The sequence below is a fragment of the Mycobacterium sp. genome (assembly GCF_032159565.1).
Taxonomy (GTDB): domain Bacteria; phylum Actinomycetota; class Actinomycetes; order Mycobacteriales; family Mycobacteriaceae; genus Mycobacterium.
Map to the genome: position 1 here is coordinate 1 of NZ_JAVHWR010000031.1, position 26,702 is coordinate 26,702.

Below are 26,702 nucleotides of genomic sequence, written 5' to 3' on the forward strand. Positions count from 1 at the left end.
CTCGTCGCGGCGATCTGCCACGGCGTTCTCCTCGCGGCCCGTTCCGTCGACCCGTCGACAGGTCGCTCGGTGCTCTACGGCCGCGAAACCACCGCGCTCACTTGGGATTTGGAACGACGCGCCTGGCAGCTCGCCCGCATCACGCGGTTCTGGGACCCCGACTACTACCGAACATACTCGGAGCGGGCGGGCGAAGCCGTCGGCTACATGTCGGTCGAGGCGGAAGTGACTCGCGCGCTGGAGAAACCAAGCGATTTCTGCAACGTCCCCAAAAACTCCCCGCACCGGCGAAAGCAGACGTCGGGGATGGTGCGCGACACCGCGACCGACGCGCGGCCGGCGTTCGTCGTCGACGACGGCACTTACATCTCTGCCCGTTGGCCGGGTGACACCCGTACCTTCGCCAGTGCCGTTTCGGAGAAGCTCAGCGAAAAGCCATAGATATTCAGAACTTTGCCACCGCTCCCGCGTCTATCGGCAGCGCCGCTCCCGTGATGTATTTCGCCTCGTCGGAGGCCAGGAAGAGCACAGCGTTGCTGACCGCTCGCGCCTCGATCAGCGGCGCAGGCAACATGTGAAAGTGCCCGATCACCGCCGCCGCGTCGTCCATCGTGGGCTCGGCAAGGTCGGGACGCAGGGTGCGGTGGAACCATTCGTTGTCGAGCATCGGTGTCAGAATGTTGCCGGGGTGTATCGAGTTCACTCTGATCCATTGCGGCGCAAGCTCGTTGGCGAGGGAGTTCATCAGGCCGACAACAGCATGCTTGGCCGAGGCGTACCCGGCCATATAGCCGCCGCCTCGCAGTCCCAGCATCGAGCTCACCAGGATGATCGATCCGCCGCGACCGTCGGACATATGCGGCAGTGCCACCTTGGCGGTGTGCATGACGCCGGTCAAATTGATGTCCAGCATTGTCTGCCACGCTGACTCGTCGATCAGCGCGGCGGGGACGGGTGCACCGCTGATGCCTGCATTGGCCACGACGATGTCGGGCCGGCCCAACTCGTCGACTCCCCGCGCGAGCGCAGCCCGCAGGCCGTCGAGGTCCCTGACGTCCGCCTTTGCGGTCACGATGCGCCGGTCCAACTTCTCGACCAGCGCCGCAGTCTCGTCCAGATCCGCTTCGCTGGCCCCTGGATAGCCGACGCCGTCGACGTCGCCACACACATCGACGGCGATGATGTCGGCGCCTTCCTCCGCGAGCCGGACGGCGTGTTCGCGGCCCTGTCCGCGGGCTGCACCGGTGATGAACGCGACCTTGCCTGCCACTCTGCCAACCGTGTTCGTCATCGTCACCTTTCGCCTGCGAGGGGATTAGCCCCTAATACCTTGCACGTACCTTGCACGAATCACCGACAAGGTGGGTACCGTCACGTCGATGAAGCTGATCTCGCCGACCGACTCGTTGTTCCTCATCGGCGAATCCCGTGAACACCCGATGCACGTAGCCGGGCTGCAGCTCTTCGAACCGCCCGAGGGCAGCGGCCCCGACTTCATCCGCGATCTGCACGAGACCATCGTCAAGAACGACGAGTTTCAGCCGACGTTCAGAAAGCATCCCGGCAGGCTCCTCGGCGGCATCGCCAACCTCGCCTGGGCGTTCGACGACGACGTCGACATCGACTACCACCTGCGTAGGTCGGGTCTGCCGCGACCCGGCCGCATTCGTGAGTTGTTGGAGCTGACATCCCGGTTGCACGGCACCCTGCTCGATCGGCACCGGCCACTGTGGGAGGCGAACCTGGTCGAGGGCCTGGAAGACGGGCGCTTCGCGGTCTACACGAAAATGCATCACTCGCTGCTCGACGGAGTCTCCGCGCAGCGCCTCATGGTCCGCTCGATGACACCGGACCCCGACGATCGCGAAGTCCGGGTGCCGTGGGCGCTCGGGCCCAAGCGCAGAAGCAAGGAGTCAGGGCAGCCGCGGTCGGCCCTGCAGTCGATCACCGGCGCGGTCGGATCGGTTGCCTCGCTGGCCCCTTCCGCGCTTTCGGTGGCCAGGGCCGCGCTGCTGGAACAGCAGCTCACCCTGCCGTTCCGCGCCCCCAAGACGATGTTCAACGTGCCGATCGGGGGTGCGCGGCGAGTCGCGGCGCAGTCGTGGCCGCTGGCGCGTATCCGGGCCGTCAAGTCCGCAGCAGGCGTCACCGTCAACGACGTCGTACTGGCCATGTGCTCGGGAGCGCTGCGCGCCTATCTCATCGAACACGAGGCGCTGCCGGACACACCGTTGGTGGCGATGGTTCCGATCAGCCTGCGTGCGAAGGACGAGCAGGATGCGGGCGGCAACATGGTCGGCACCATCCTGTGCAACCTGGCCACCGACACCGCCGATCCCGCCAAGCGGCTCGACGCGATCAACACCTCGATGCACGACAACAAAAGGGTCTTCGCCGAGTTACCACGCAACCAGGCGCTTGCACTGTCGGCGTTTCTGATGTCCGGAATCGCACTCGCGCTGGTGCCGGGGTTCGTGTCGTCGGCGCCGCCGCCGTTCAACATCGTCATCTCCAATGTTCCCGGCGCGCGCGAACCGATGTACTGGAAGGGCGCCCGGCTCGACGGCAATTACCCGCTGTCGATCGCGCTGGACGGGCAAGCCCTCAACATCACGATGACCAACAACGCCGACAACCTCGACTTCGGCCTCGTCGGCTGCCGCCGCAGCGTTCCGCACCTGCAGCGCCTCCTCATTCACTTGGAGGATTCGCTGGCCGATCTGGAGAAGGCCGTCGGGATCGGGATTCAAGGCCGTTGACTCCGGTGGCCGAAACCTTCGGCTGGGCGAAGACGAGGAAAGCGTGATGGATGTCGACGGTGTTCTCCGCAGGAACAACGTCAGATTCGCCGGTCCGCAGGAGGGGCCGGTGGTGATGTTGGCGCACGGATTCGGATGCGACCAGAATCTGTGGCGGTTGGTCGCCCGGCGCCTGTCCACCGCGTATCGCGTAGTGCTGTTCGACCATGTCGGGTCTGGAGCCGCCGACCCCGCAGCGTGGAATTCGCAGCGGTACAGCTCTCTGGCCGGTTACGTCGACGACATCCTCGACATCATTTCGGCCCTGGACCTACGTGACGTCACATTCATCGGGCACTCGGTGGCGGCGATGATGGGCGTGCTGTCGGTGAACCGCGACCGCGAACGGTTCGCCAAGCTGATTCTGGTGGCGCCCTCTCCCCGCTATATCGATGACGGTGAGGGATACCGCGGCGGCTTCTCCCGTCGTGACATCGACGAGCTGCTCGGCTCACTGGAGAGCAATTACCTCGGCTGGTCGCGATCGATGGCGCCGGTGATCATGGGCGCGCCCGACCGCCCGGAGCTCTCCGACGAGCTCACGGAGAGCTTCTGCCGCACCGATCCCGAGTGCGCGCGGGTGTTCGCCCGCACGACCTTCCTGTCGGACAACCGCACCGACCTACAGGAAGTGGCGGTGCCGACCTTGGTGATCGACTGTGCCTATGACGCGATCGCGCCGCGCGAGGTCGGACAGTACGTTCTCGAGCAGATACCTACTTGCGAGCTGGTCACGGTCGAGACCGACGGCCACTGCCCGCAGCTGAGCGCCCCGGATGCCACGGCGGAGGCAATAGTGGCATTCCTGCAACGGTGAACACGGAGTCACCGGGGTGGCGCGACGACGGAGACGACCTCTTCGAAAACGCGCCGTGCGGTTATCTGGTCGCCGGAGCCGACCGCCGTATCCGCCGGGCGAACGCCACGTTGGCATCGTGGGTAGGGCAGAAGGCAGACGATCTGGCCGGTCGTCGATTCACCGATCTGCTCAGTGTCGGCAGCCGGATCCACTTCGAAACGCACTTCGCGCCCCTGCTGCAGGTGCGCCAGGCATTGAGCGGCGTGGCGGTCGATCTGATCACCGCTGACGGCGACCGCCTGCCGGTTTTCATCGCCGTCAACGTGCGATCCGGCACTGACGGGAAATCGGCGGAGTTCCGTATGACGATCGACGACGCAAGAGATCGACGCTCCTACGAACGCGAACTCCTCGACATGCAGCAGCGTGCCGAAGAACATCGGCAGAGGGTCGAGGTCCTGGCGCGCACACTGCAACGGTCGCTGCTGCCGCCGTCACTTTTACCCCCGGCCGGTCTCGAGGCGTGTGCGCTGTTCCGCGCGGCCTCGGTCGACGACGTCGGCGGTGACTTCTATGACCTGTTTCCCCTGAGCGCGGACCGTTGGGGCTTCTTCCTCGGTGATGTGTGCGGCAAGGGCGCCGGCGCCGCCGCCGTCACGTCGTTGACTCGCTACACCCTGCGCGCCGCCGCAGTCTTCGACGACGACCCGGTAGCGGTGCTGCACAATCTCAATGCAGTTCTGGCACAGGATTTCCTGAAACAATCTTCTATCGGTGACCGGTCACTGTTCTCGACGGTGATTTTCGGCATCATGGCGCGCGCCGATGACGGGTTCGACGTCGAGTTGGCGGCGGGCGGTCACCCGTGCCCGTTGCTTCTGCATAGCCATGGTTCCGCCGAGGAGGTGGAACTTCATGGTGGTCAGGCGGTGGGGATGGTGGCCGACGCACATTTCGTCGCCACGCGACTGTACCTGGGGCCCGGTGACACGTTGGTGCTCTACACCGACGGGCTCACCGAGGCCCGCGTCGGCGAGGGTGCCGAACGGTTCGACGACTCCGGCGCCCTGATGCGATTTGCCCAGGCTCATGCACCGGCGACGCCCGAAGGCATCTGTCAAGCCGTCGACTCGCTGCTCGACGACTTCGGAGCCGGTCTGGAGGACGACGTCGCACTACTGGCATTAGGGGTGCCGCCGCGCCCCTGACATCGCGGGATGACGAGGACTCTCGGGCGGCGCCTCGACATTTCCGTTCGTAATCCGCGCGCCGGCCGATCCCTCTGAAATGATTGGTCATAAATCTCTCATCGAAACGGGAGTTGACGAGTGGTCTCTGCACAACGGGAGTTCACGGCGTACGGGCCGTCGCACTTGGTGGTGCTCGTGATCTTCGTGATCGGTGCTGTTCTCCTGGTGTGGATCGGGCGACGGCAGACCGAAGCGCAGAACCGGGTTCTCGGCCGCGTGATGGCGGCCGTGATCGTCGCGGCGTTCGCCGTGGCACTGGTGTACAAGCTGATTCGTCCAGACATTCAGACCTCGATACCGCTGCAGCTCTGCGACATCACGGAACTCGCGGCCGCTTACGCGTTGTGGTCCCAGCGACATTGGGCCTTCGTGCTCGCCTACTACTGGGGTCTGGTGCTGAGCTCGCAAGCGCTGATCACACCGGACATCGGCACGCCGGAGGAAGGTGCGCCGGACTTCCCGAGCCATCTCTTCCTCACGTTCTTCACGCTGCACGTTCTCGTTGTGTGGGCCGCGATCTATCTCACGTGGGGGCAACGCAGGCGGCCGCGTTGGCGCGACTACCGCTTCGCGATCGCCGTGACCCTTGCATGGGCGGCGTTGACGTTCGTCTTCAATTCGATAGCAGGAACAAACTACGGCTATCTCAACAGAAAGCCGCCCACTGCCTCGGTGCTGGATGTGCTGGGCCCGTGGCCGCTCTATCTGCTGGCAGAGGTCGCGATCGTCCTCGTGGTGTGGGCACTGATGACCTGGCCGTGGGAGCGGACACGGCGACCGGTCGACGAAAAGGGTGAGCACCTGTACGGGTGAAGACCACCCAGCCGCTGCACGCCGCGGCCTCATCGGCTAGCTTCAGCCTCGATGCCTATCGGAGATGCGGCGGCGGACGCGGCTGCAGACGGACTGCAGGCGCAGTACATGCGCCGGTGTCTGAGCAACGAACGGGCCGACTTGGCCGGCAGGCTCGGCAAGCACGCTCGCCTGCTCAATGAGTCGGTATCGAGGGGACAGACGCGCAACGCCGGCCACCTCCGCGGTCATGTCCGGCGGCTCGAAAACGAGATCCGTGAGATCAATCGGATGCTCGATGCGCTTGCTCGCCGGTTCCCTGACCGCCAGGCCGGAAGCAAGGCCTGACCGTCGCTGGTCGCCGAGCTTCGGAGTTGGGCTTCAGCGCACCCGGCGATCAGGGCTGAAGGCTGATTTCGAACGTCTGGCGTCAGCCAATCTCGCAAGTGCGGCCTGAGGTCGGATCGCCAGTGTGCGGTTTCGTCCGCGAAACGCCGGAGATTCCTACAAATCCGCACACTCGCGCTACCTCGTCGGCGGTAGACCGAACGACGCGAACAATTCGGGCTCGAGGAAGACGGTGATCGCAGCGATCCCGCCACCACCGGCGGTCAGCACATGTAGCGCGTGCGCCGCCAAAACGCCGTCGGCGCCGCGTCGATAGTCCGCGACCGCCGGCTGGGCGTTGGCGGCGGTTGGCACCATCACCACGTCACCCCGCCCGGAGAATGCACGCGCGGCGAGGAAACGCATCACTGCGTCGCGTCCGTCGAACCACACAGGGTGGGGCGGCATTTCGAGTTTGACGTCGGCGCGCAACAATTCGGTGAGGGCCGAGACGTCTCCGTTCTCGAAGGCCGCGCAGTATCGGTCGAGCAGTGACCGGAGTGCTGCGTCGTCCGGGTCTGCCACGTCGTCTTCGGTGGGCGCGGCCTCGGCGAGGTGCGTGCGCGCCCGCGCAAGTGCGCTGTTGACGGCCGCCGGAGTCGTCTCCAGCAACTCGGCGACCTCTGCCGCACTGAACTGCACAACGTCCCGCAGGATCAGTACGGCGCGCTGACGGGCGGGAAGCTCCTGCATCGCGGTGACCACTGCCAGCCGCACGCTGTGTCGCGCAGCGATCGCCGACTCGGGCGTATACGTGTCGGGGAGGGGCTCCAGCCACGGGTGAGCGAAGCCTGCACCGTCAAGGTCGACCTCCGGGTCGATCGCGCCGGCGCCCAGTCCCGCAGGTAATACCCGACGGGCCCGGTTTTCCAGAGCGCGCAGGCACGCCGTGGTCGCGATGCGGTACAGCCAGGTACGCAGCGCCGCCCGCTCCTCGAAGTTCTCATACCCACGCCATCCGCGCAGGTATGTCTCCTGCACCAGGTCCTCGGCATCGTGGACCGAACCGAGCATGCGATAGCAGTGCGCTATCAGCTCGGCCCGAAACGGCGCAGCCTGCGCGATGAACTCTTCCTGCACCGGCACGGTGACTCTCCTCGGGTCGTCGGTGATCGCTGATTGCGTCACCAATACAGATCCATCGGCCGGCCGAAAATCATCGATCACCGCACCGATGAATTTCGGCGGCCGGACGGATCTGAACTAGTGAAGACATAAACACCTGACACAGGAGGTAGGACTCGTGGACGACTTGGAAGAGCTCAATCCTCTCGGGGGTACCACCGCGATCGTGACTGGTGCCAGCCGTGGTTTCGGGCGGAGCGTCGCTTCCGCTCTCACCGCGGCGGGCGTGCATGTGGTCGGTGTCGCGCGGTCCGCTGCGCGGCTCGCCGACGTGACGGAGGAACTGGGCAACGGCTTCACCGCTGTAACGGCCGACGCCGCGGACCCCGCGACCGCACGCCGTCTGATCGACGCGCACCGACCGACCACCGTGGTGCTGTGTGCCGGCGCCGCTCCGACGATGTCGGCCTTGCAGGACCAGACGTGGGAGACCTTCAGCCAGAACTGGAACGTCGACGTCGCCCAGGCATTCCACTGGACCCGCGCGGCACTCACCCGCCCACTTGCCCCGGGCAGCTCGGTGATCGCATTGTCCAGCGGTGCCGCGCTGAAGGGTTCGCCGCTCAGCGGCGGCTATGCGGGAGCGAAGGCCACGGTCAGGTTCATCACGAGTTATGCCGCAGGCGAATCGGAGCGCAATGGCCTCGGCATCGAATTCCTTTCCTTGCTGCCGCAACTGACGCCGGACACCGACCTCGGGCGGGCGGCAGTGCAGGCATACGCCGGGCGGCAAGGGGTCGACGTGGACGCGTTCGTGCAAGCGATGGCTCCTGTGTTGACATCCGAGATGGTTGGCAAGACCGTGCTCGAGATCGCCGGCGGTCGGCTGCGCGGTCACCGTGCCTACGCGCTCGCTTCCGCCGGCGCCTCGGCACTTGATTGAGAGGCTGAAAGACCATGACGGAGAACACAATGCAACCGATCGTGTCGACACCCGAATGGGAGGCCGCTCTCGGCGAATTGTTGGTGAAGGAGAAGGGACTGACCCGCGCGCGCGACGCGCTGGCCGCCGCTCGGCGCCGAATGCCGTGGCTGGCTGTGGACAAGCACTACGAGTTCGACGGACCGGGCGGCAGAGCAAGCTTGCTCGATCTGTTCGCGGGCCGTCGGCAGCTGATCGTCTACCGCGCCTTCTTCGAACCCGGTGTGCACGGATGGCCCGATCACGCGTGCCCGGGTTGTTCCATGCTGGCGGACCAGGTCGGTCACGTGGCGCACCTGAATTCGCGCGACACCACGCTGGTTTTCGCGTCCCGCGGTCCGCAGGCCGACATCGAGCGGGTGAAGGCCCGAATGGGCTGGGAAATGCCTTGGTACACGATCACCGACGATTTCGACGTCGACTTCGGAGTCGACGAATGGCACGGGACGAACGCGTTCATCAGTGACGATAAGCGGATCTACCGCACGTACTTCGTCAACAACCGCGGTGACGAGGCGATGGGCAGCCTCTGGAGCTACCTCGACATCACCGCATTGGGCCGGCAGGAGAACTGGGAGGACTCTCCCGAGGACTACCCGCAGAGCGCACCCTACGAATGGTGGAACTGGCACGACGAGTACGAAACTCGCGAGTTGTCCGACCGCTCAGCTAAATGATCCCTCAGGCCACGGTTGCAGGCCGCCGGGCGTGTGCGTTTCTCACGGCGTCTTCAGCCGTGCTGCACGGGATTGCGGCCCTACACGCCGACATCCTTGCGGCGGCCGTGCTGATGTCGGCGATGGGAGTCGCGTGCCTCTTCTGTGCGCGCGAACTCTGGATGCACGGCGCGCTTCGGACGTGGACGCTGGTCGCGATGATGAACATCGCGATGATCACGGTGCATACTCCGTTCACCTCGGACCATATGCACGGCGGTGGGGCGGCAGTCGCCGTCATGCCGATGCATCATTCGATGGTGATGACCGCGGCCATGGCGCTCGCCTCGGTGGAGGCGATGATCGCGACCGCTGTCGTCTACCGGCTCAGTCGGCACAATCGGTTTCTCGTGCACGGAGGCCGGTGAGGGAAGGAAATTGCTCCAGGCGGCCGTCATCGGCAGGCAAGTCCTGATCAAGTAACCTTACTCGCGAGTAAGAAGAGGGGACTTGTGATGGTTGGCGATACCGGGCCTTGCCGGGACGAGGCGGGCTCCGGCATCGAGCCTCCGGTTGCGCCGGGGGTGCGCCGGACGTTCGCGCTGCTGGAGCGTTTCGCGCCCGCGGCGGGTTCGAGGTGGGCCGTCGAGCTGTGGTGCACCCCGCCGGCCGTGGAGATGAGTCTGCGCATGCCGCCGGGCGTCGCTGCGGGTGAGCCGGTCGAGGCGACCTGGTCCGGCCACCGGATCGCGGGGGAGTCCTGGGGTGATGGCCCGGCGGTCTACCTGGTGCACGGTTGGGGCGGCTGCCGCGCACACCTGGGAGTTTTCATCAAACCGCTCGTCGAAGCGGGTCACCGGGTCATCGCCTTCGATCTGCCGAGCCATAACGATTCGGATCCGGGCGAACTCGCGCCCGGACGCACCACCATCGTCGAGTGCGCCGAAGCGGTGCGGGCGTTCGTGCATGCACACGGGCCGGCGCGCGGGATCATTGCCCATTCCCTCGGAGCCAAGGCCGCCGCGCTGGCGGTCGGAAGAGGGATGATCGTAGAACGCATGGTGTTCCTGGCCCCGATGGGCGACTTCTCGTTGTATTTGGACCTGTTCGCCGAAAAACACGGCTTCGGACCGCGCATCCGGACCGGCTTGCAGCGCCGCCTCGACCGACGGCTGAACATGCCGCTGTTCGACACCGACATTTCCGCGGTGGCGACCGGTCTCGACGATCCGCCGCCGCTCCTGGTGGTGCACGACCCCGACGATCCTGACAGCCCCCATGCGATGAGCGAGAACCTTGTCGGCGTGTGGCCCGGAGCAAGTCTGATGACCACTCACGGGCTCGGCCGTCTGGCGCACTACCGAATCTTGCGGCACCGCCCCGCGATTCAGGCCGCCCTGGATTTCATCGGCACGTGCGCCCAGCCGCGCCGACGCGCAGGAAACGGCGGCCGCACACGTGATGCCGCAGTAGCGAAAAAATTCAGCGCGCGTCGCCTTCTGCGCAAAACCGGACCCGCAACGTAGCCGCAGACGAAACCAAGTAGGAAGACCCGGCGCGCTTTTCGCCTGTTCCGCCGTAAGACGGCGGACCCGATGAATCCACCTGTCGCTGCTACGACGGCCACTACGAGTAGCAGAGCGAGTAGATGTGCCGGTCCGAGCGGCCCCATATCCCAACCTCCGGGCCGTCGTCCGGGTCGGCCGCTTGCTCGATCCAACCAGCGAAATCGCCGGACCAGAATCATCGGACACTGTTTGTGACCAAAGCGATTGCCAAGCGTTAGGCCGAACGACAGGGGCCATCCGCTCCGACCGGCCTCTGGACGACGTCGACGTCTCCGCGGTCCAGACCGAGCTGGTCCGCCAGGACGTCCGAATCGCCTAGTTAGTTCCGTGGGGCGAAGTGGTCCTTCGCGATCTGCGCGTGCACGCCGACGGTCTTGTCCACCACTTGGCTGACGGAGAAGTTTGCGGCAGCAGACAGGTATGCATACGCCGTGGCGCGATCCATCCCACGGTCGTCTTCCAGGAAGTTCAACGCGTTGACGATAGCGCGTCGCATCGCGACGTTCAGATCGTTACCCTGACCGTTCGCCGCACCGTCGGGATCAGACAGTCCGATCGGAATCCACGAATCCTTGTTCTCGGCAAAGGGATACATGTAGGCGACCGATGGTGCATCCCCACTGCCCTTCTTGCACACGGTCAACCGGAACGTACCCCGCAACGCGCCTTCCATGGCCGTGAGGGCGACTTCGCCATCTCCCATCGCCATGTGAGGATCACCGACGTAGAACAGCGCCCCGTCCGCGAACACGGGGAGGTAGAACGTCGAGCCTGCGCCGAGCAGGCTGATGTCGATGTTCCCTCCGCCCAAGGTTGGGGGGACGGAGTTCGCGTTCGGCGACGTCAAGCCGGGAGCGCTCGCGAAGGCGACGCCCATCATCCCCATGAACGGCCGCAACGGAAAGCGAACTGCGGCATCGCCGAACGGCATCACGCCGTGGCCGTTCTCGACGGCGGTGAATGTGGAAACGTTGCCGTACTTCATCGGGTCCTTGGTGTGCCTGCCATCGGTCGCCACGGGCGGCATGACTTCATCTAGGCCGATACCTGCCGGCGTCTCGCCATTGGCGCTCAAGGCCAGCGCCCCCTTGCCGTGGCGGCTGGAGACCACACCGTATGGAACCCTGGGTGTGGCCTCGAGGGTCTCGATCTTCAGGACGTCGCCGGGTTGGGCGCCGTTGACGAAGACGGGACCAGTGACGACGTGCGGTCCATCCACGTCGAAATTGCGGGGCGTGCGGCTGTACCCCGAGGCGATGTCTACCGCGTCCTGCAGCACGTTTGACTCGGCTACGCCGTGGGAGCCGAAGTACTCGACGGGATTGCGACCCTGATCTTCCAGGATTCCCTCATGCGAGACCGTGTCGATGGTGATCGTCTGCCCCGACTTCATCTGCAGGACCGACTTGGACTCGACGGTCGGGACGTAGCCCCACAGCACCTGGTCCACCTCAGAACCCAGATAGTGGTCACCTGGTCTGGTCCCAGTGCCTGGCTGCAGCACGGGACCAGCGCCTGGTGTCGGTGCAGCCGACGATGTGGCACCGGTACCGGCTTCCCCCGTTGAACACGATGCGATGCCGGCAACGCCGACACCCGCTGCCAATCCGGCGACTGCCTGTGCGAACCGTCTGCGCCCGATGCCTTGGGAGATCGTCGCGGCGGCTTGTTCGGCCAGCGAATGGGTCGTCTGGTTTGCGTCCATCTCCTGACGGTTCCCCAGGTTCATTTCCTGGAGATTGCTGCCTGGTAACGGCTTCCATCAATGGGACGCGCTGCCATGGCTATCGCATGAATCGCCTGGACCGTCAGCTGATCACCTTGGACCAGTTGGCGCCGAGGTACTCCGCCATCTTCTTGCTCTGTGCGTCGGTCGCGACCACAGGAGCGCCCTGGACCGAGGGCAGCGCCTTGAGCAGGTTCGCGTCGATGGTGCCCGCCTTCTCCATCGCTTCGGCGCGCACCGGTCGGGCGAGGCCCTTCAGGAAGAGGTTCTGACCCTCGTCGCTGTAGAGGAACTCTTGCCAGAGCCGGGCGGCGGCGGGGTGCGGGCCGTCTTTGTTGATCGCCTGGAAGTAGTAGCCGCCGACGAGCGCGTTGGAGGGCACGAAGACCTTCCAGGTCGGGATCTTCTTGGTCTCGGCCGCATTCAGGTAGTCCCAGTCGATGACGACGGGCGTCTGCCCAGACTCGATGGTCGCGGGCGTCGGATCGACCGGCACGAAGTTTCCTGCCTCTTTGAGCTTGACGAAGAAGTTGACCCCGGGAGCGATGTCGTCCACCGACCCGCCGTTGGCGATCGCGGCCATCAGCACCCCATTGGCCGCGGCACTTGCCGTCGTCGGATCGCCGTTGAGGGCGACCTTGCCCTTGAACTCCGGCTTCAGCAGGTCGTTGAAGTTGCTGATCTCGGGAACCTTGGCAGAGTCGTACCCGATGGAGCTGTAGCCCCCGTAGTCGTTGACCCAGGTACCGTCCGGGTCCTTGAACTGCTGGGGAATGGAGTCGAACGTCGCGACCTTGTAGGGCGCGAACAGGTTGGTGTTCGCCAGCGCGATCGCCTGTCCGAGGTCGAAGACGTCGGGCGCAGTGCTCTTGCCCTTCTGCTGATTGGCAGCGTTGATCTCGTCCTGGCTGTTGGCGTCGGGCTGAGCGGAGTTCACCTTGATGTTGTACTTCTTGGCGAAGGTGTCGATGATCTCTTTGTAGTTGGCCCAATCCGGCGGCAGCGCAATCACATTGAGTTGACCCTCGGCCTGTGCCGCCTTGACCAGGCCGTCCATCCCGCCGAAGTCGGCGGCGGAGGTGGCCTCCTTGGCGTTGACGCCGGACTCGGTCTGGCTGCCGGAGTCTTTCTTCTCGGGGGGAGCGCACGCCACCAACCCGATGACAACAAGCGCGGATGCGGCTGCGGACGCGAGGAGCCGTGATGTGGTCATTGCCGAACCTTCCGATGGCTGGAGGCGCCGGTGTACTGGGCCAACTTGGCGTGGAAACACTATCGCGGCATCCGATCTTGGGCGAGCAGTTCTGGAGATAGCCCAATTTCCTTTTCGCAGCCGCGCGTTCGGCCGGTCGCCGACGTCTAATGTCACGCCATGGACCGCATCTGGCAGTGGGCGTGGGATCGCTACGCATCGAGGTATACATGGGCGACGTCCGTGGTGGCATTCATCGTTTCTCTGCCGATCTACTTCGTTTTCCTGTCCCTTCCGATCGTCGCTTTCGAGAGATCTGGTCGCTACGTCGAGGCTGCCGTCATCACGGTTGCCGCCGTGTTGGTTCTCGTGTGGATCCTGGTCGTTCCGGGTCACCGGATGTTTTTTCGACCTGTGGAGCAGTGGGCAGCCGGCCACGCGGTCGATCGCGCGACTGCTCTCAAGGACACCTATTCCTATGTGAGGAGGGCGACCACTCGAGCGATCTGGGGTACGGCCGCGTGGGCCGCGGCGCTTTCGGTTGTCATCGGTGCGGTTTCCGGAGCGACTTGGCCGCGTCTGATTCAGTACGGAGTCCTCGGGGTCGTCGTCGGAATGGGTGTCCAGCTCATCGCTTTTCACAGCATCATCGAGTCAATGGTGCGTCCGGCCAGGGTCGCCCTCGTCGCTGACAGCGGAATCGGTGATTCCCTGCCGCGCTCTCGGCCTACGTTTGCGACCCGGTCGAACGTTTCGGTGGTCGCTGTCGCCTTTGCGTTCGCCGTTGCGGGCGCGATGCTCGCCGCCGTCGTGAATCGGGTCAGTGACGTTCCGATCCTCGCCGTCGCGATCGGATGCGCGTTGGCGCTCGGATTCGCGGTGCCGATATCGGTGGGGATCGGGTTCTCGCCCTCTCTGCAACCTATTCGCGACCTTGCCGAAGGCACCAAGCGCGTTGCGGCAGGAGACTTCAGCCAGCGTCTGCCGGTGGTGCAGGACGACGATCTGGGCACCCTCGTGGCGTCGTTCAACCAGATGCAGGCGGGACTGGCTGAGCGGCAACGGCTTCAAGCTGCATTCGGCACTTATGTCGACCCCGCCCTTGCGGCGCGGCTGCTGAAACAAGGCGACGACGTCTTCACCGGTGAGCGCCGGGAGGTGACGGTGATGTTCGTCGACATCCGGGATTTCACTCCGTTCGCCGAGGCTAATACCGCCGAAGACACGGTCGCCCGCCTCAACGCCTTGTTCGAGATCGTGGTGCCTGCAGTCGTGGAGGCCGGTGGGCATGTCAACAAGTTCCTCGGTGACGGCGCGCTTGCCGTGTTCAGCGCCCCCAACGAGCTCGCCGATCATGCCGATGCTGCCGTTACGGCCGCGGTGCTGATTCACCGCCTTGTCGGTGAGCGTTTCGACGGCGATCTTCGGATCGGCATGGGGATCAACACCGGTGTGGTGATCGTCGGGACGATCGGTGGGGGAGGCAAGCTCGAGTTCACCTTGATAGGCGACGCCGTCAACGTCGCCGCCCGTGTCGAGCAGCTCACCAAGACCACCGGCGACGCAATCCTTCTCACCCAACAGACCGTCGACGCGCTGAGCATTCGTCCGCCAGGACTCGTCGATCGGAAATCCCATGCGCTGAAGGGAAAATCAGCCGCCGTGCAGGTGTTCGCCGTCGACGTCGCCTAGCGCGGATTCTTCTCGCCCGCCTCGACGGCGACGGCCAACCTGTTCTCGGTGGGCGCTACCGGGCACGTCGCGTAATCGGTGAAGGCGCATGGCAGGTTCGACGCGCGGTTGAAGTCGAGCGTCACTCGACCGCCGGCGTCTGGCGCGGGAACCGACAGCCCGCGGCAGGCGGGGTACGTCGCCACACCGCTGGTCGCATCGGTGAACAGCACATGCAACGAACCGTCCGGCCTGCCGAAGGCGACGAGCCGCAGTGCGACACCCTGTAATTCGAAGTCGATGACGCCGATGGCCTGGTGGTGGTGCTCGAGTCCGGCGACGACGGCGCCCGTGGTGACCTTCTCCGGCTGCCGGTAGGGCGTAAACGTGCCGGCGACCCGCCACTTATCGTCGGGCGCGTAGGCGGGAATGCCCTGGTATGCGCGCAAATGCGGGGACTTCGGATCGTGCACCCGCAGGGCCACGGAGCCGGTGCGGCGAATCACCTCGATACGGCGATCGCCGTCCTCGAGGAGCAGGCCCGGCGCTCCCTCGACCGGTTCGAGCTTCTCGGTCCCGTCGAGTCCCTCGACGTGTACCGCGTCGGCGTCGGCGCGCCACCGACCGGGAAGGTCGGCGATGGTGTCGTATTCGTCGGTCAGCCAATACAACCCCGTCAGGCTCACCCAACCCAACGGGTCACCGAAGTAGCGCTCGCGCTCGGCGTGCCACTCGTTCCATGCCGCTTCGAACGTCGTTTCCGCGGTGTTCGGTGTTGTTGTCACAGGTCTGATTTCCTTTCACTCTCGCGCGTCAGTCCGTTGCGTTGTAAAGGCGCTGACGCCACAAGCTCTTTCCGACTCGATTGTGCGCTCAGCGGCCGGCTGTGGATCTGTTCGCGCAGAATGGGCGCGACATCGGAGACGAACAGGTCGAGGCTGCGGCGCTTCTGGGCTGCCGTCAGGCCGTCGGCTTCGGCACTGAGATGGATCACCTCGTGACCGAGCTGTTCGTGGTAACGGCTGACCTTGTCGATCACCTGCGCAGGGCTGCCGACGAGGGCGGAGCTTCGGTCGACGAAATCCTCTACCGAGTCGAACACCACCGGAAGCCCGGCTTTCCGCTGAAATGCCAACCGGGCCTCGAACGTGAGCCGGTACTCCGCGAGCGCCTGCTGAGATGTCGCAGCGATGTGAAAGCCTGCGGTGCCCGCGCCGACAAGAGCGTCCTCGGGCCGATGGCCGTAGGATACCCACCGCTCCCGATAGTGGCGGACGAGGTCGGCGTAAGGCTCGATCGGATAGGTCACGTTGGCCGAGAAGATCGGGTCGCCGTGGCGGGCGGCGAGGTCGACCGAATCGGTACTCGTCGCGCTGCCGTGCCAGATCCTGATCTTCTCCTGCAGCGGCCGGGGGAGCGCCTTGGCATTGACGAGCTTCGGCCGGAATCGGCCGGACCAGCTGACGTCGTCGCTGTCCCACAGCGCGCGGAACAGTTCGTAACCCTCGCGATTGCGATCCCATTGATCGGCGGTGGTCACGTGGAACAGGTCGGCCTGCGCGGCACCGTTGCCCTTCCCGATGATGAGCTCGAGTCGCCCACCCGACAGGTTGTCGAGGGTGGAGTAGTCCTCGAATGCCCGAACCGGATCGAGCAGACTGAGCGTCGTCACCGCGGTGAACAGGCCGATCTCCGACGTTCGCGCAGCGATGTTGCTCAGCACCACAGGTGGAGACGACGAGATGAAGGGATCCTCGTGGCGCTCGCCGACCGCGAAGCCGTCGAAGCCGAGTTCCTCGGCGAGTACGGCGTTGTCGACGACCTCGCGCAGGCGTTCGGCCGGACTCTTCTTTTCACCGGACACCGGGTCCGGCTGGTGCGTGATGAGCGTCAGCAACAGGAACTTCATTGGCCACCGGGTGTCGTCGTCACGCCTGTCCTCCAGTTGCTCCGGATCGGTCGTGTCGACCTAGACGAACCGCGTCGTAGGCCGAATCATTCCCGCGGGCGCGTGTCGTCTATGAATCACCCTGAGTGCAATTCGACCGCTGCCGCCCGGTCTCGGGTATCGACAAGACACACCCCGATCATCGAGGAGACAATAGTGACTGCTTCAGCTGCGAGCACTATCTCGCCGGCAGAGCTCCGGCAACTGCTTCAGTCGTCCACCCCTCCACGGCTTCTTGATGTGCGGACTCCGGCCGAGTACGAGACGGCGCACATAGCAGGGTCGGACAACGTGCCGCTCGACGTCTTGAACGAACACCGCTCCGAGGTGGCATCGCACCTGGGGCAGGATCGCGATGTCGTGCTGGTGTGCCGTTCCGGGCAGCGGTCGGCAAAGGCCGATGGGCTGTTGCGAGGCGAGGGCCTGACCCGTGGACGCGTCCTCGACGAGGGCCTCGTCGGGTGGGAGGCGCACGGGTTCGATGTCGACCGCGGCGTGCAGCGGTGGGACCTCGAGCGTCAGGTGCGGCTGGTCGCCGGAACGGCCGTGCTGTCAAGTGTTCTCGGCAGCATCGGTGTGCCGAAGCTCAAATGGCTGGCCGCTGCGGTCGGTGGCGGCCTGACGTATGCGGCCGTGACCAACACCTGCGCGATGGCGACCGCTTTGTCCAAACTGCCGTACAACCGCGGTGCGGCGCCCGACTCCGAGACGATCCTCGCCAGGCTCGGCTAGGTCATCCACTGATCGACGAGATCGGCCCACCGCCGCGAGATTGTCTTCGCCAGCTCACCGCGCCTTCGGCGGGTGTTGACGTCATCGGGTTCGATCGCACCGATCGCCAACCGTGCCACTTCCTCGACCTGGTCGGGCTCCAGACCGAAGGCGAGTAACGCGTCGAGATCATGGTCGGTGTCGATCTCGTCGGGCAGATCGGAACGGGCGAGAAGCACCGCCGGGTTCTCCTCGCCGACCTCCAACAGCATGGCGACCAAGCTGGACTTCTCGACTTTCACTGTGGCGGAACGCGATCAGACCGGTCTGCGGATCGACAACTCGATACCGTTGTCGCGCATGACGGTGCGGCTCTGTTCGGGTGTGTAGTCGAAGTTCTCGAGATCCTTGATGTATGACGCGGGATCGGCCAGGCCTTCGACGTGCGGGTAGTCCGAACCCATCACAATGTGCGTCTGACCCACCAGCTTGAGAAGGCTGGCGAGCTCGTCCTCGTAGAACGGCGACACCCAGACGTGACGTTTGAAGGTCTCGCGCGGATCTTCCTTGTAGATGAAGGGGATCTGGCCGTAGGACTTGGTCAGCTTTTCGAACAGGTGGAACAGCCACGTGGAGCCGCTCTCGATCGAAGCCATCCGCAGGTTGGGGAAGCGCAGAAACAGGCCGTTGTGCAGGTGGTTGGCGAAGGTGTCCTGCAGCGCGTCCCCGGAGAACAACGACCGGAAGCCAAGCAGCGCTTGGAAGGACATCATGTAGTCCGGCTCGCCCCACGCAGGCATGAACTTCGAGTAGTACGTCTCACCGGAGTGATAGCAGACGGTGATGCCCGAATCGTTGGCCAGCCGCCAGAAGTCGTCGAACATCGGGTCGCCGGGCGCGCGCATGCCGACGTCGGTCGCGATGGGCCCGGGAATCATGACGATGAACCGCGCGTCGCGTTCCAGCGCCCACTCGAGCTCCTGCACGGCGCTCGCGGGCTTGCACAGCGTGATGTAGGGCGCCGCGAAAATGCGCTCCTTGTAGGCGAATCCCCAGTCCTCGTCCATCCACCGGTTGAAGGCGCGGAACGTCGCGACGGCGGCGTCCAGGTCGGGCAGCAGCGCCTGCTCCATTCCGACGCCGAGCGTCGGCAGCATGATGCAGCCGGCCATGCCCTGTTCGTCCATCAGCGCCAGCCGGGCATCTCGGTCACGGTATGCGGGTGGAATCGGCTCGAGGTCACCGAACAACGCGTTCAGATCCGCACCTTTCGGATTGCGGCCGCGGAAGTACTCGTCGAGGGCGCCGGGTTTACCCACCGGGTCGAACGTCGGGTTCGGGATGAACCTGTTGACCCTGCCGCCGACGATCAGGCGCTGCTTACCGTCGATGTTCGCCCACTGGATGGCGCGCTTCTTGTACTTCGGCTCGATGTGTCGGGTGAACGCATCCACTGCCTCGTAGTAGTGGTTGTCGCAGTCGAAGTAGGTGAACCCCAAGTCGGTCGTCATCGCGGCCACATCCTTTCGATGGCTGAAATCGTCGTCGGTTCTAGCTGCGTGGCAGGCCGAGGATCATCGATGCGATGACGGTCAGCTGTATCTCCGCCGTACCTCCGCCGATGAGTTCCGATGGCATATCGAAGTACGGCCGGACGACGGCGGGATCCGACTCTTCGAGCATCGCGATACGGCCGGTGAGGCCAAGCGTCGCCGTCGACGCGCGGCGCAGCAGCATCACCATCGCGTATTTGGCGATGCTCGAGGTCGGCCCCGCCGCCTGGCCCTCGACCAAACGCAGGGTTTCGCGTAGCACCATGGCCTTGATGGCGGTGGTGTACGCCTCGATCTCGCCGAGTGCCCGCAGCGCAGCGTCTGTGTCCGGGCCGTCGATCTGCGCGATGTGCCGCAGCGCAGCTGCGCGATCGATGTTGACGTAGTTGCCGATCGCCGTGCGTTCAACGGCCATCGTCGCCACGGCCAGATCCCAACCGGCGCCTGGTGTTCCGACCAGCATGTCGTCCGCAACGAACACGTCGTTGAGGAAGACCTCGTTGAAGTCCGAGTGTCCGCTGGCCTGCTTGATCGGCTCGACGGTGACACCCGGCGACGCCATGTCGACCAGGAAGTAGCTGATCCCGCGGTGCTTGGACGCATCCGGGTCGGTGCGCGCCAGCAGCGCGCCGAATTGTGCCCGGTCGGCCTGCGAGGTCCAGATTTTGTGCCCGTTGACCAGCCACCCTCCGTCGACCTTGCGGGCCCGTGTAGTCAGCGAAGCGAGATCCGAGCCGGCCCCTGGCTCGCTGAAGAGCTGGCACCAGCGCTGGGTGCCGCCCAGAATCGGCCACGCAAACCGCTCGCGCTGCAGTTCTGTGCCGCTGCCGAGGATCGTCGGCAGGATCCACTCCGCGATGCCGAGCGAGGGCTTGATCAAGTCGGGACGCTTGTCGAACTCCTCGTTGATGATCACCTGCTGCACGGCCGAGGCGCCGACGCCCCACGGTGGTGGCAGGTGCGGCGCAACCAGCCCCGCCTTCGCCAGCATGTCGCGCTGGGCGCCGGTGGCGAGTCCGGGGGCGCGGGGGTCATCCGAGGGATGGTCGTTGCGCAGGCCCCGCGCATGGTCGAGGGTCGTCGCGACCGACGCGCGGAAGTCGGATTCGACGTCGCCGAGATTCAAAGCGGTGGAGCGCTTCACGGTGCGGGAGTGCTCGCCCACTTCGCGGCTCCAATGCGCCGTGGACCCGAGTGACGCGGCGAGGCTGATGGCGCGTCGCCAGTAGAGGTGGGTGTCGTGCTCCCATGTGTACCCGATCGCACCGAACATCAGCAGCGCGTCGAGCAGGAGATCGGGGCCGGCAGCCACGGCCATCAGCGCGGCCGACCCGGCGGCGAGCCGATGCTGCTCAAGGGATTCGGCGGAAGCGCGCACCGCATCCCACGCGGCGGCGGCCGCCAACTCGGCGTTCACGAGCAGTACCGCTGCCTTGTGTTGCAGAGCCTGGAAGGCGCCTACCGGCCGCCCGAATTGTTCGCGGGTGCGGATGTATTCCGTCGCCGCGTCGGCACACCGTCGGACCGCACCCGCCGATGCGCACGCCGTAAGGGCAGCCTCTATGCAGCGAGCGCGCTCGGTGGAGATTCCGGACAACTCCGAGCGTGCATCGACGGTGTGGTCGACCAGATTCAGTACGCCCACGTCCGTCGACAAGTCGGTGCCGCGTTGCTGTTCGATCAAGAAGTCCGCGCCTTTGGCGCGTCCGGTGTCCAGCACGAACCAGCGTTCGGCGTTGTCCTCAGAGCGGGCGGTCAGCAGAATGCGTTGCGCCGCACAGAGTCCCAGGATGGATGCCGATGAACCGGTGAGCCGCCAGCCGTCCTGCTGGCGGACGGCACGAACCTCGGAGTGTTCCGGCAGCACGACGGCTGCGGTGGCGCCGGCAACGAGATCGGCGACCAGCGACGCAGCTGACTCGCCGGCCAAGGTCGCCACGGCGCTGGCAGTTGCGGTGCTCAGCAGCGGCCCCGGCAACAACGCGGCGGCGGTCGCCTCGATGACGCAGCCGAGATCGGCGAGCGTACCGCCCTGTCCGCCGGCCCCTTCGGCAATGTGCACCGCATGAAACCCATGCGCGGTCAGTTCTCCCCACCAATGCGGTAATTCACCCGCTGCAATGGAGTCGAACGAGGCCCGCGTCTTCTCGATCGGCGCATGGCGGGCTGCGAACCGACTGACGGCATCGGCCAGGTGTTCCTGCTCGGCCGTGATCGCCAACACCATAGGCGTCAGCCCTTCAGCCCGAGGATTCTTGCAGCGTTGCCGTACAGGAACTTCGGCCAGACCTCGTCCTTGAGCCCAACGTTGGGCAGCTCGCCGAAGATCCGTTCGAGCGACAGCCCCATCGGAAAGTAGCCGGCGTAGAGCACTTTGTCCGCGCCGCGTGAGTTCGCGTAGTCGATGATGGCCTTCGGGTAGTACTTGGGCGCGAACGCCGATGTCGAGTAGTACAGGTTCGGCCACTTCAACATCAGCTTGACGGCGAGGTCCTCCCACGGCTCGCAGCCGTGGCGGGTGACGAAAACCAGGTCCGGGAAGTCGAACATGACGATGTCGATTCGGGAAACCTCTTGCGGCGTAAACGGAACGCGGGGGCCGGGTACGCCGGCACAGACGAAGATGGGGATGCCGAGTTCGACGCAGGTGGCATAGATCGGGTACATCTTCGGATCGTCGATCGGCACCTGAGGGAACGTGCCGGCCGGGAACACCGACGTCGCCGCGATGCCGTATTGCTCATAGTCGCGCCGGATGGCGTTTACCGAACCCATCACGTCGTTCGGGTCGGCGATGGCGCCGGAGGGGACGAAGCGGTCGGGGAACGTCTTCAGCGCCAGCTCGGCAGAGCCCTCACTGACGCCGATCATGGCCTTCTCGATGCCGAACCGATCCATCTGCTGCAGCACCAGCGACACCGGATCATCGGTCGGCAAGCCCTTTGGCACATCCTTGAACATGTACTCGACGGGGAATTCGAAGCTTTCTTTGGACTCCCGGTCCTTGGTCTGCTTGCGGATGAAGTCGTACTGCGCCGAGCCCTCGTGAGGGAAGCCGATCATGGTGTCGATAACCGGCAGTCCGATAGGTCCGGCCATGGCATCCTCCGATCGGGTGCGAGCGCGACAGCACCGTCGCTGTCCGATCAATATTGAAACAAGGTTCTACTTATGTCAAGATTGCGTGTAGCCTTCTAGCTGCTATAACAGCGGTCAGGGCGAACTGTTGTCGCATATATCGAACGGACTCCAGAAACGCTGTTCTCGATGTTGGAGGTCGGCCCGTCAACACAAAAAGCCCTGACCACACTCAGGCCGACGTCTTGTCGCTGGCGGATATGACCAGCGGGCAGTTGGCGCGGCGAGCCAGGATCATCGAGGCCGTGATCGACTTGATCGGCGCCGTGGGCGCCGATGCGGTACAGATGCGCGATGTGGCTTCGCGTTCAGGGGTCGCACTGGCCACCGTCTACCGATACTTCAGCTCGAAAGAGCATCTGTTGGCGGCGGCGTTGCAGGACTGGCAGAAGCGATTGACCAGGCGAATTCTGGCGGCCGGTGGTCCGGCTGACGAGGGACCGTTGCCCGGCGTACTGGACTATCTGCGACGCGCTCAGCGGGCCTTTTATCGCAACCCCGAGATGACCGCGCTGATGCTTCAGGCGATGACGTCGACCGCCCCCGAGGCGAAAGCGGCGATCGACCACATGGGGCGTACGAACGTCGAGATGTTCGACCGCCTGATGGAAGGCCTTGCGCCGGAGGAGATCGCCGATGTGAGGTTCGGTCTCAATGCCGCGTTGACCAGTGCCCTGACTGCGGTGCTCACCGGCGCGCTGACTCTGGAGGAGTCGTTGAGCCGGGTCGAGTGGGTGGCGCGCACCTTGATCGGTGCGACGACTCACCGAACGGTCTGATCGATCCGGCTTTCCAACTGCGCGGTCGGCTGCGTCGGCCATGGCGAGGGCGCCGGCCGGTCGCGCACCCGCATCGGCCACCAGAACCACTTGCCCATCAGCGCAGCTATGGACGGCGTCATGAACGACCGGATCACCAGGGTGTCGAAGAGCAGGCCGAGGCCGATCGTGGTGCCCACCTGCCCGATCACCGTCAACTCGCTGACCGCCATCGACATCATGGTGAACGCGAACACCAGCCCGGCAGACGTCACCACCGAACCGGTGCCACCCATGGCCCGGATGATTCCGGTGCGTAGTCCGGCGTGGAGCTCCTCCTTGAAGCGTGAGACCAGAAGCAGGTTGTAGTCCGCGCCCACCGCCAACAGGATGATGACCGACATGGCCAGCACCATCCAGTGCAGCTCGATACCGAGAAGGTGCTGCCAGATCAGCACCGATAGGCCGAACGAGGCGCCCAGCGACAGCACCACGGTGCCGACGATCACCGCCGACGCCACGATGCTGCGCGTGATGATCAACATGATGATGAAGATCAAGGCCAGCGCGGCGACCGCGGCGATGATGAGGTCGTATGTGTTGCCATCGGACAGGTCCTTGAACGTCGCGGCGCTCTCGCCGAGATAGATCGTCGATCCCTCGAGCGGCGTGCCCTTGATGGCTTCCTTGGCCGCCTTCTTGATCGCATCGATTCTCGCGATGCCCTCGGCGGAAAGCGGGTCGCCGTCGTGGCTGATGATGAACCGCACGGCGTGACCGTCGGGCGAAAGGAACTGCTCCATACCGCGTTTGAAGTCGGCGTTGCCGAACACCTCCGGCGGCAGGTAGAACGAGTCGTCGTTCATGGAATTGTCGAACGCCTCGCCCATGGCCGACGAGTTGCCCTGCATAGCAGCCATCTGATCCTGCATGCCCTTCTGTGAGGCATACATCGTCAGCATCATGGTCTTCATCGTCTTCATGGTGTCGATCATCTCGGGCATCATCGAGACCATTTGCGGCATAAGAGAATCCAGGCGTTCCATCTCCGGAATCAGCTGCTGGATGTCGTCGGTCATGGTGTCGACGCCGTCGAGGGCGTCGAAGATCGCCCGAAACGAATGACAGACCGGGATGTCGTAGCAGTGCGGTTCCCAGTAGAAATAGGCCCGGATCGGTCGGAAGAAATCGCCGAAATCGGCGATGTTGTCCCGCAATTCGGCCACGTCGAGGGTCATGTCCTTCATCTTGGCCACCATGTTGTGCGTGGTGTCTGCCATCTCCGCGGTGAGGTTGGACATCCGAGTCATGGTGTCGATCGTGTGCTGCATCTCGTCGGCCTGCACCAGCATGTCGGCCATCCGGTCCTGCAGATACTTCTGGTTCAACTGCTGGGTGGTGCCTTGCATGCTGGTCTGAAACGGGATCGACGTGTGTTCGATCGGCTTGCCGTCGGGACGGGTGATGGCCTGCACACGGGATATGCCCTCGACGCGGAAGATCGCCTTGGCGATCTTGTCGATCACCAGGAAGTCCGACGAATTGCGCAGGTCGTGTCGCTTTCCACCACTCTACTGGTCGGTTCCGCCCCCGACGACGCGACGCGCGTCGCGATGTCGGTCATCACCGCGGGCGTCTACGGGACGGCGATCAACCCTCAGCTGGCGAATATGTCCGACGACGATCTCCACCGGTTGCTCTTGCGAACCAGTCAACGCCTGCTGCAGGCGCTGAGCGTCCCGGAGTAAACGGTCGATTGCGCCGCACCCCAAACGGGGTACACGCAGAGTCAGAATGACTGACGATCGACTGCTGATTCCCGGCCGAACGTGCTGGCGTGTGACGCGTGCCGGCCAGTTCGCCTGCATCATCGACGCGGCCGACTACTTCCACCACATCAAGTCGGCAATGCTGCGGGCCCAGCACCGGATCATGCTGATCGGCTGGGATCTCGACGCCAGGATGACCTTCGAGCGTGGGTCCAAGATGCTGCCCGGGCCCAACCAGCTGGGCGCGTTCCTATATTGGATGCTCTGGAAGCGGCCGGAGCTCGAGGTCTATCTTTTGAAGTCGAATCTGCGGCTGCTGCCGGCCTTCGACGGCATCTGGTACGGGCTCACGCCCGTGTCGGTGGTGAATCAGATCAGCAGCAGGCGAATACACTTCGCGATCGATGGCGCCCGGCCGACCGGAGCCGTTCACCACCAGAAGATCGCGGTCATCGACGATGCCGTGGCATTCTGCGGAGGCCTCGACCTCACCGTCGACCGGTGGGACACCCGTGCGCACGAGCAGCAAAACCGTGGCCGTCGGACAGTGGGGCGGAGTTACGGTCCACGGCACGACGTTGCGGCTGCAGTCGACGGTGACGCCGCGCGGGCACTCGGTGAACAGGCCTGCCAGCGGTGGGAGAAAGCGACGGGCCGATCTGTGCAACCCGTTGACGCGAAGCACATTGCGTGGCCCCGCAAGCTGCAACCCACTCTGCGCGACGTCGACGTCGGAATCGCGCGCACCCTGCCGCAACTCGACGATCGCGAGGAAGTCCGCGAAGTGGAGGCGCTCAACCTCGAGGCCATTGCGGCAGCACGCCAGACCATCTATCTGGAGAACCAATACCTGGCCTCGCGGCGCCTCGTCGATGCGCTGGCCACTCGACTGAGTGAGGAAGACGGTCCGGAGATCGTCATCGTGCTCCCTCGCAGAGGGAACAACACCCTCGAGCGGGGAACGATGGACGGCGCGCGTCACCGTCTGATTCGACTGCTGTGGGCCGCTGACGAGCACCATCGATTGGGCGTCTACTACCCGGTGACCGAGGGCGGCTTGCCGATCTACGTCCACTCGAAGGTGATGGTCGTCGACGACCGGCTGCTGCGGATCGGCTCATCGAACCTCAACAACCGGTCGATGGGCTTCGACAGCGAGTGCGACGTGGCCGTCGAGGCGGACACGGATAGCACGGATGACGACGAGGTCCGGCGCCAGATCACCTGGGTGCGTGATCAATTGGTGTCGGAACATCTGGGCGTATCCGCCGACGAGTTCGGCGAAGGCCGGTCGCTGATCAACACCGTCGAAGAACTGCGGGGTGAGGGCAGGACGCTGGCGCCCTTCACCGAAGACACCGTGGCCGACGAGGCGAGTCCGCTGGCCGAGAACGACCTGATGGATCCCGACCACGTGCCGCGGTCGCTGACCCGAAGCGTGCAGCGGTTCATCGAGGGACTTCGGCGCTGACCCAGCTCCCCGACAGCGTCACCTCAGATCCTCGAACTGAGACGCCACCGCCGCAGCACCGGGGCTGACGTACTGCTTGATCTGCGGCAGGCCTTCGATGAGGCCCAGGAACTGGGGCACCGATTCGGTGACCCAGTCGGTCTGCCCATGTGAGGCGACGGCATCGTGATCGCGATACACCTCGACAACGGAATACGTGTCGGCTTCGTCGACGCTTCGAGCGAAGCCGTAGTAGACGACGCCGGGTTCGGTATTGGACATCGTGGCGACATAGGTCAGCAGCTCTTCGAATGCCGCGGCGTTGGCGGGCGGCACCGCGAAGTGAGCGATGAAGGTGATCCACAGATCGGGATCTGCGAGGTCGAACGGGATCGGGTGAGCGCCTGCCCGCTCGAGGCTGCGGCTCTGCTCGGGATCGGAGAACCGGGCGACCGCAAAGACCTCGTTGTTCTTGGCCAGCTCGACGGC

Annotated in this window: 25 protein-coding genes and 2 pseudogenes; 15 read left to right on the plus strand and 12 right to left on the minus strand. The window is 64.7% G+C overall.

Going from position 1 to position 26,702, the window contains the following annotated elements; genetic code table 11:
* A pseudogene (locus QOC76_RS03900) lies at positions 1-441 on the plus strand (type 1 glutamine amidotransferase domain-containing protein); the annotation flags it as partial.
* A gap of 4 nt (positions 442-445) precedes the next feature.
* Here QOC76_RS03900 and QOC76_RS03905 read toward each other — a convergent pair.
* Positions 446-1,291, minus strand: coding sequence for a mycofactocin-coupled SDR family oxidoreductase (locus QOC76_RS03905; RefSeq protein ID WP_526354371.1), 846 nt, complete (start codon positions 1,289-1,291; stop codon positions 446-448).
* An 88-nt stretch (positions 1,292-1,379) separates the two neighbouring features.
* Here QOC76_RS03905 and QOC76_RS03910 point away from each other — a divergent pair, with 88 nt between their 5' ends.
* The 5 genes from QOC76_RS03910 (at position 1,380) to QOC76_RS03930 (ending at position 5,987) form a co-directional block, all read left to right on the plus strand.
* Positions 1,380-2,759, plus strand: a complete 1,380-nt coding sequence (locus QOC76_RS03910) for a WS/DGAT/MGAT family O-acyltransferase (protein ID WP_526354373.1) — start codon at positions 1,380-1,382, stop codon at positions 2,757-2,759.
* Positions 2,760-2,805: 46 nt separating this feature from the next.
* On the plus strand, positions 2,806-3,615 hold the full coding sequence (locus QOC76_RS03915) for an alpha/beta fold hydrolase (protein ID WP_526354375.1): 810 nt from the start codon (positions 2,806-2,808) through the stop codon (positions 3,613-3,615).
* The gene (locus QOC76_RS03920; protein WP_526354377.1) at positions 3,612-4,805 is read left to right on the plus strand and encodes a PP2C family protein-serine/threonine phosphatase; all 1,194 of its coding nucleotides are present in this window, start codon (positions 3,612-3,614) and stop codon (positions 4,803-4,805) included. The genes QOC76_RS03915 and QOC76_RS03920 overlap by 4 nt, the downstream gene beginning before the upstream one ends.
* Before the next feature lie 120 nt (positions 4,806-4,925).
* Positions 4,926-5,660, plus strand: a complete 735-nt coding sequence (locus QOC76_RS03925; RefSeq protein ID WP_526354379.1) for a YwaF family protein — start codon at positions 4,926-4,928, stop codon at positions 5,658-5,660.
* Between the two features lie 51 nt (positions 5,661-5,711).
* A complete protein-coding gene (locus QOC76_RS03930) occupies positions 5,712-5,987 on the plus strand; it encodes a hypothetical protein (protein WP_526354381.1) in 276 nt (91 codons plus the stop codon).
* A 177-nt stretch (positions 5,988-6,164) separates the two neighbouring features.
* Here the strand turns inward: QOC76_RS03930 and QOC76_RS03935 are convergent, their stop codons facing one another.
* On the minus strand, positions 6,165-7,112 hold the full coding sequence (locus tag QOC76_RS03935) for an RNA polymerase subunit sigma-70 (protein WP_526354417.1): 948 nt from the start codon (positions 7,110-7,112) through the stop codon (positions 6,165-6,167).
* A 166-nt stretch (positions 7,113-7,278) separates the two neighbouring features.
* On the opposite strand from QOC76_RS03935, the gene QOC76_RS03940 reads away from it, so the two are divergent.
* The 4 genes from QOC76_RS03940 (at position 7,279) to QOC76_RS03955 (ending at position 10,255) form a co-directional block, all read left to right on the plus strand.
* A complete protein-coding gene (locus QOC76_RS03940; RefSeq protein WP_526354419.1) occupies positions 7,279-8,034 on the plus strand; it encodes an SDR family oxidoreductase in 756 nt (251 codons plus the stop codon).
* Between the two features lie 14 nt (positions 8,035-8,048).
* Positions 8,049-8,750, plus strand: a complete 702-nt coding sequence (locus QOC76_RS03945; RefSeq protein WP_526354383.1) for a DUF899 family protein — start codon at positions 8,049-8,051, stop codon at positions 8,748-8,750.
* Between the two features lie 59 nt (positions 8,751-8,809).
* The gene (locus QOC76_RS03950; RefSeq protein WP_526354385.1) at positions 8,810-9,157 is read left to right on the plus strand and encodes a hypothetical protein; all 348 of its coding nucleotides are present in this window, start codon (positions 8,810-8,812) and stop codon (positions 9,155-9,157) included.
* A gap of 87 nt (positions 9,158-9,244) precedes the next feature.
* Positions 9,245-10,255, plus strand: a complete 1,011-nt coding sequence (locus tag QOC76_RS03955) for an alpha/beta fold hydrolase (protein WP_526354387.1) — start codon at positions 9,245-9,247, stop codon at positions 10,253-10,255.
* 361 nt (positions 10,256-10,616) lie between these two features.
* On the opposite strand, the gene QOC76_RS03960 is transcribed toward QOC76_RS03955, so the two are convergent.
* Positions 10,617-12,026, minus strand: a complete 1,410-nt coding sequence (locus tag QOC76_RS03960) for an acetamidase/formamidase family protein (RefSeq protein ID WP_526354389.1) — start codon at positions 12,024-12,026, stop codon at positions 10,617-10,619.
* A 79-nt stretch (positions 12,027-12,105) separates the two neighbouring features.
* Positions 12,106-13,236: an ABC transporter substrate-binding protein gene (locus QOC76_RS03965; protein WP_526354391.1), complete on the minus strand. Its 1,131-nt coding sequence runs from the start codon at positions 13,234-13,236 to the stop codon at positions 12,106-12,108.
* A gap of 159 nt (positions 13,237-13,395) precedes the next feature.
* On the opposite strand from QOC76_RS03965, the gene QOC76_RS03970 reads away from it, so the two are divergent.
* The gene (locus QOC76_RS03970; protein ID WP_526354393.1) at positions 13,396-14,907 is read left to right on the plus strand and encodes an adenylate/guanylate cyclase domain-containing protein; all 1,512 of its coding nucleotides are present in this window, start codon (positions 13,396-13,398) and stop codon (positions 14,905-14,907) included.
* Here QOC76_RS03970 and QOC76_RS03975 read toward each other — a convergent pair.
* On the minus strand, positions 14,904-15,671 hold the full coding sequence (locus tag QOC76_RS03975; RefSeq protein ID WP_526354395.1) for a DUF1684 domain-containing protein: 768 nt from the start codon (positions 15,669-15,671) through the stop codon (positions 14,904-14,906). The genes QOC76_RS03970 and QOC76_RS03975 overlap by 4 nt on opposite strands.
* A complete protein-coding gene (locus QOC76_RS03980; protein ID WP_526354397.1) occupies positions 15,668-16,795 on the minus strand; it encodes an LLM class flavin-dependent oxidoreductase in 1,128 nt (375 codons plus the stop codon). Before QOC76_RS03980 ends, QOC76_RS03975 begins: the two co-directional genes overlap by 4 nt.
* Before the next feature lie 195 nt (positions 16,796-16,990).
* Between QOC76_RS03980 and QOC76_RS03985 the strand changes: the two genes are divergently transcribed.
* The gene (locus QOC76_RS03985; protein ID WP_526354399.1) at positions 16,991-17,566 is read left to right on the plus strand and encodes a rhodanese-like domain-containing protein; all 576 of its coding nucleotides are present in this window, start codon (positions 16,991-16,993) and stop codon (positions 17,564-17,566) included.
* Here QOC76_RS03985 and QOC76_RS03990 read toward each other — a convergent pair.
* From QOC76_RS03990 to QOC76_RS04005, 4 genes are read right to left on the minus strand one after another with little or no spacing between them, the layout of a single operon-like run.
* Positions 17,563-17,817: a hypothetical protein gene (locus QOC76_RS03990; protein ID WP_526354401.1), complete on the minus strand. Its 255-nt coding sequence runs from the start codon at positions 17,815-17,817 to the stop codon at positions 17,563-17,565. The two genes, QOC76_RS03985 and QOC76_RS03990, sit on opposite strands and share 4 nt — an antisense overlap.
* 45 nt (positions 17,818-17,862) lie before the next feature.
* Positions 17,863-19,056 carry an amidohydrolase family protein gene (locus QOC76_RS03995; RefSeq protein WP_526354403.1) on the minus strand — a complete coding sequence of 398 codons (1,194 nt, stop codon included), beginning with the start codon at positions 19,054-19,056 and terminating at the stop codon, positions 17,863-17,865.
* A 40-nt stretch (positions 19,057-19,096) separates the two neighbouring features.
* Complete coding sequence (locus tag QOC76_RS04000) at positions 19,097-21,325, minus strand: acyl-CoA dehydrogenase family protein (protein ID WP_526354405.1); 2,229 nt, start codon at positions 21,323-21,325, stop codon at positions 19,097-19,099.
* A gap of 5 nt (positions 21,326-21,330) precedes the next feature.
* Positions 21,331-22,197 carry an amidohydrolase family protein gene (locus tag QOC76_RS04005; protein ID WP_526354407.1) on the minus strand — a complete coding sequence of 289 codons (867 nt, stop codon included), beginning with the start codon at positions 22,195-22,197 and terminating at the stop codon, positions 21,331-21,333.
* Positions 22,198-22,436: 239 nt separating this feature from the next.
* Between QOC76_RS04005 and QOC76_RS04010 the strand changes: the two genes are divergently transcribed.
* Positions 22,437-23,015: a TetR family transcriptional regulator gene (locus tag QOC76_RS04010; RefSeq protein ID WP_526354409.1), complete on the plus strand. Its 579-nt coding sequence runs from the start codon at positions 22,437-22,439 to the stop codon at positions 23,013-23,015.
* Here the strand turns inward: QOC76_RS04010 and QOC76_RS04015 are convergent.
* A pseudogene (locus QOC76_RS04015) lies at positions 23,000-24,550 on the minus strand (MMPL family transporter); the annotation flags it as partial. The gene QOC76_RS04010 and the pseudogene QOC76_RS04015 overlap by 16 nt on opposite strands.
* On the opposite strand from QOC76_RS04015, the gene QOC76_RS04020 reads away from it, so the two are divergent.
* Together QOC76_RS04020 and QOC76_RS04025 are read left to right on the plus strand one after the other, a co-directional pair.
* Positions 24,548-24,742, plus strand: coding sequence for a hypothetical protein (locus tag QOC76_RS04020; protein ID WP_526354411.1), 195 nt, complete (start codon positions 24,548-24,550; stop codon positions 24,740-24,742). The pseudogene QOC76_RS04015 and the gene QOC76_RS04020 overlap by 3 nt on opposite strands.
* A gap of 46 nt (positions 24,743-24,788) precedes the next feature.
* Positions 24,789-26,234: a phospholipase D-like domain-containing protein gene (locus tag QOC76_RS04025; protein WP_526354413.1), complete on the plus strand. Its 1,446-nt coding sequence runs from the start codon at positions 24,789-24,791 to the stop codon at positions 26,232-26,234.
* Between the two features lie 18 nt (positions 26,235-26,252).
* Here the strand turns inward: QOC76_RS04025 and QOC76_RS04030 are convergent.
* On the minus strand, positions 26,253-26,702 hold a 450-nt coding region (locus QOC76_RS04030), incomplete at its 5' end, for a putative quinol monooxygenase (protein ID WP_526354415.1).

What these genes read in the sequence shown, in the direction of transcription:
- QOC76_RS03910 (WP_526354373.1), top strand. Translation starts at nt 1,380, where the DNA reads ATGAAGCTGATCTCGCCGACCGACTCGTTGTTCCTCATCGGCGAATCC.
- QOC76_RS03930 (WP_526354381.1), top strand. Translation starts at nt 5,712, where the DNA reads ATGCCTATCGGAGATGCGGCGGCGGACGCGGCTGCAGACGGACTGCAG.
- QOC76_RS03955 (WP_526354387.1), top strand. Translation starts at nt 9,245, where the DNA reads ATGGTTGGCGATACCGGGCCTTGCCGGGACGAGGCGGGCTCCGGCATC.
- QOC76_RS04005 (WP_526354407.1), bottom strand. Translation starts at nt 22,197, where the DNA reads ATGGCCGGACCTATCGGACTGCCGGTTATCGACACCATGATCGGCTTC.
- QOC76_RS04010 (WP_526354409.1), top strand. Translation starts at nt 22,437, where the DNA reads ATGACCAGCGGGCAGTTGGCGCGGCGAGCCAGGATCATCGAGGCCGTG.
- QOC76_RS03960 (WP_526354389.1), bottom strand. Translation starts at nt 12,026, where the DNA reads ATGAACCTGGGGAACCGTCAGGAGATGGACGCAAACCAGACGACCCAT.
- QOC76_RS03915 (WP_526354375.1), top strand. Translation starts at nt 2,806, where the DNA reads ATGGATGTCGACGGTGTTCTCCGCAGGAACAACGTCAGATTCGCCGGT.
- QOC76_RS03965 (WP_526354391.1), bottom strand. Translation starts at nt 13,236, where the DNA reads ATGACCACATCACGGCTCCTCGCGTCCGCAGCCGCATCCGCGCTTGTT.
- QOC76_RS04025 (WP_526354413.1), top strand. Translation starts at nt 24,789, where the DNA reads ATGACTGACGATCGACTGCTGATTCCCGGCCGAACGTGCTGGCGTGTG.
- QOC76_RS03970 (WP_526354393.1), top strand. Translation starts at nt 13,396, where the DNA reads ATGGACCGCATCTGGCAGTGGGCGTGGGATCGCTACGCATCGAGGTAT.
- QOC76_RS03945 (WP_526354383.1), top strand. Translation starts at nt 8,049, where the DNA reads ATGACGGAGAACACAATGCAACCGATCGTGTCGACACCCGAATGGGAG.
- QOC76_RS04000 (WP_526354405.1), bottom strand. Translation starts at nt 21,325, where the DNA reads ATGGTGTTGGCGATCACGGCCGAGCAGGAACACCTGGCCGATGCCGTC.
- QOC76_RS03990 (WP_526354401.1), bottom strand. Translation starts at nt 17,817, where the DNA reads ATGCTGTTGGAGGTCGGCGAGGAGAACCCGGCGGTGCTTCTCGCCCGT.
- QOC76_RS03980 (WP_526354397.1), bottom strand. Translation starts at nt 16,795, where the DNA reads ATGAAGTTCCTGTTGCTGACGCTCATCACGCACCAGCCGGACCCGGTG.
- QOC76_RS03995 (WP_526354403.1), bottom strand. Translation starts at nt 19,056, where the DNA reads ATGACGACCGACTTGGGGTTCACCTACTTCGACTGCGACAACCACTAC.
- QOC76_RS03905 (WP_526354371.1), bottom strand. Translation starts at nt 1,291, where the DNA reads ATGACGAACACGGTTGGCAGAGTGGCAGGCAAGGTCGCGTTCATCACC.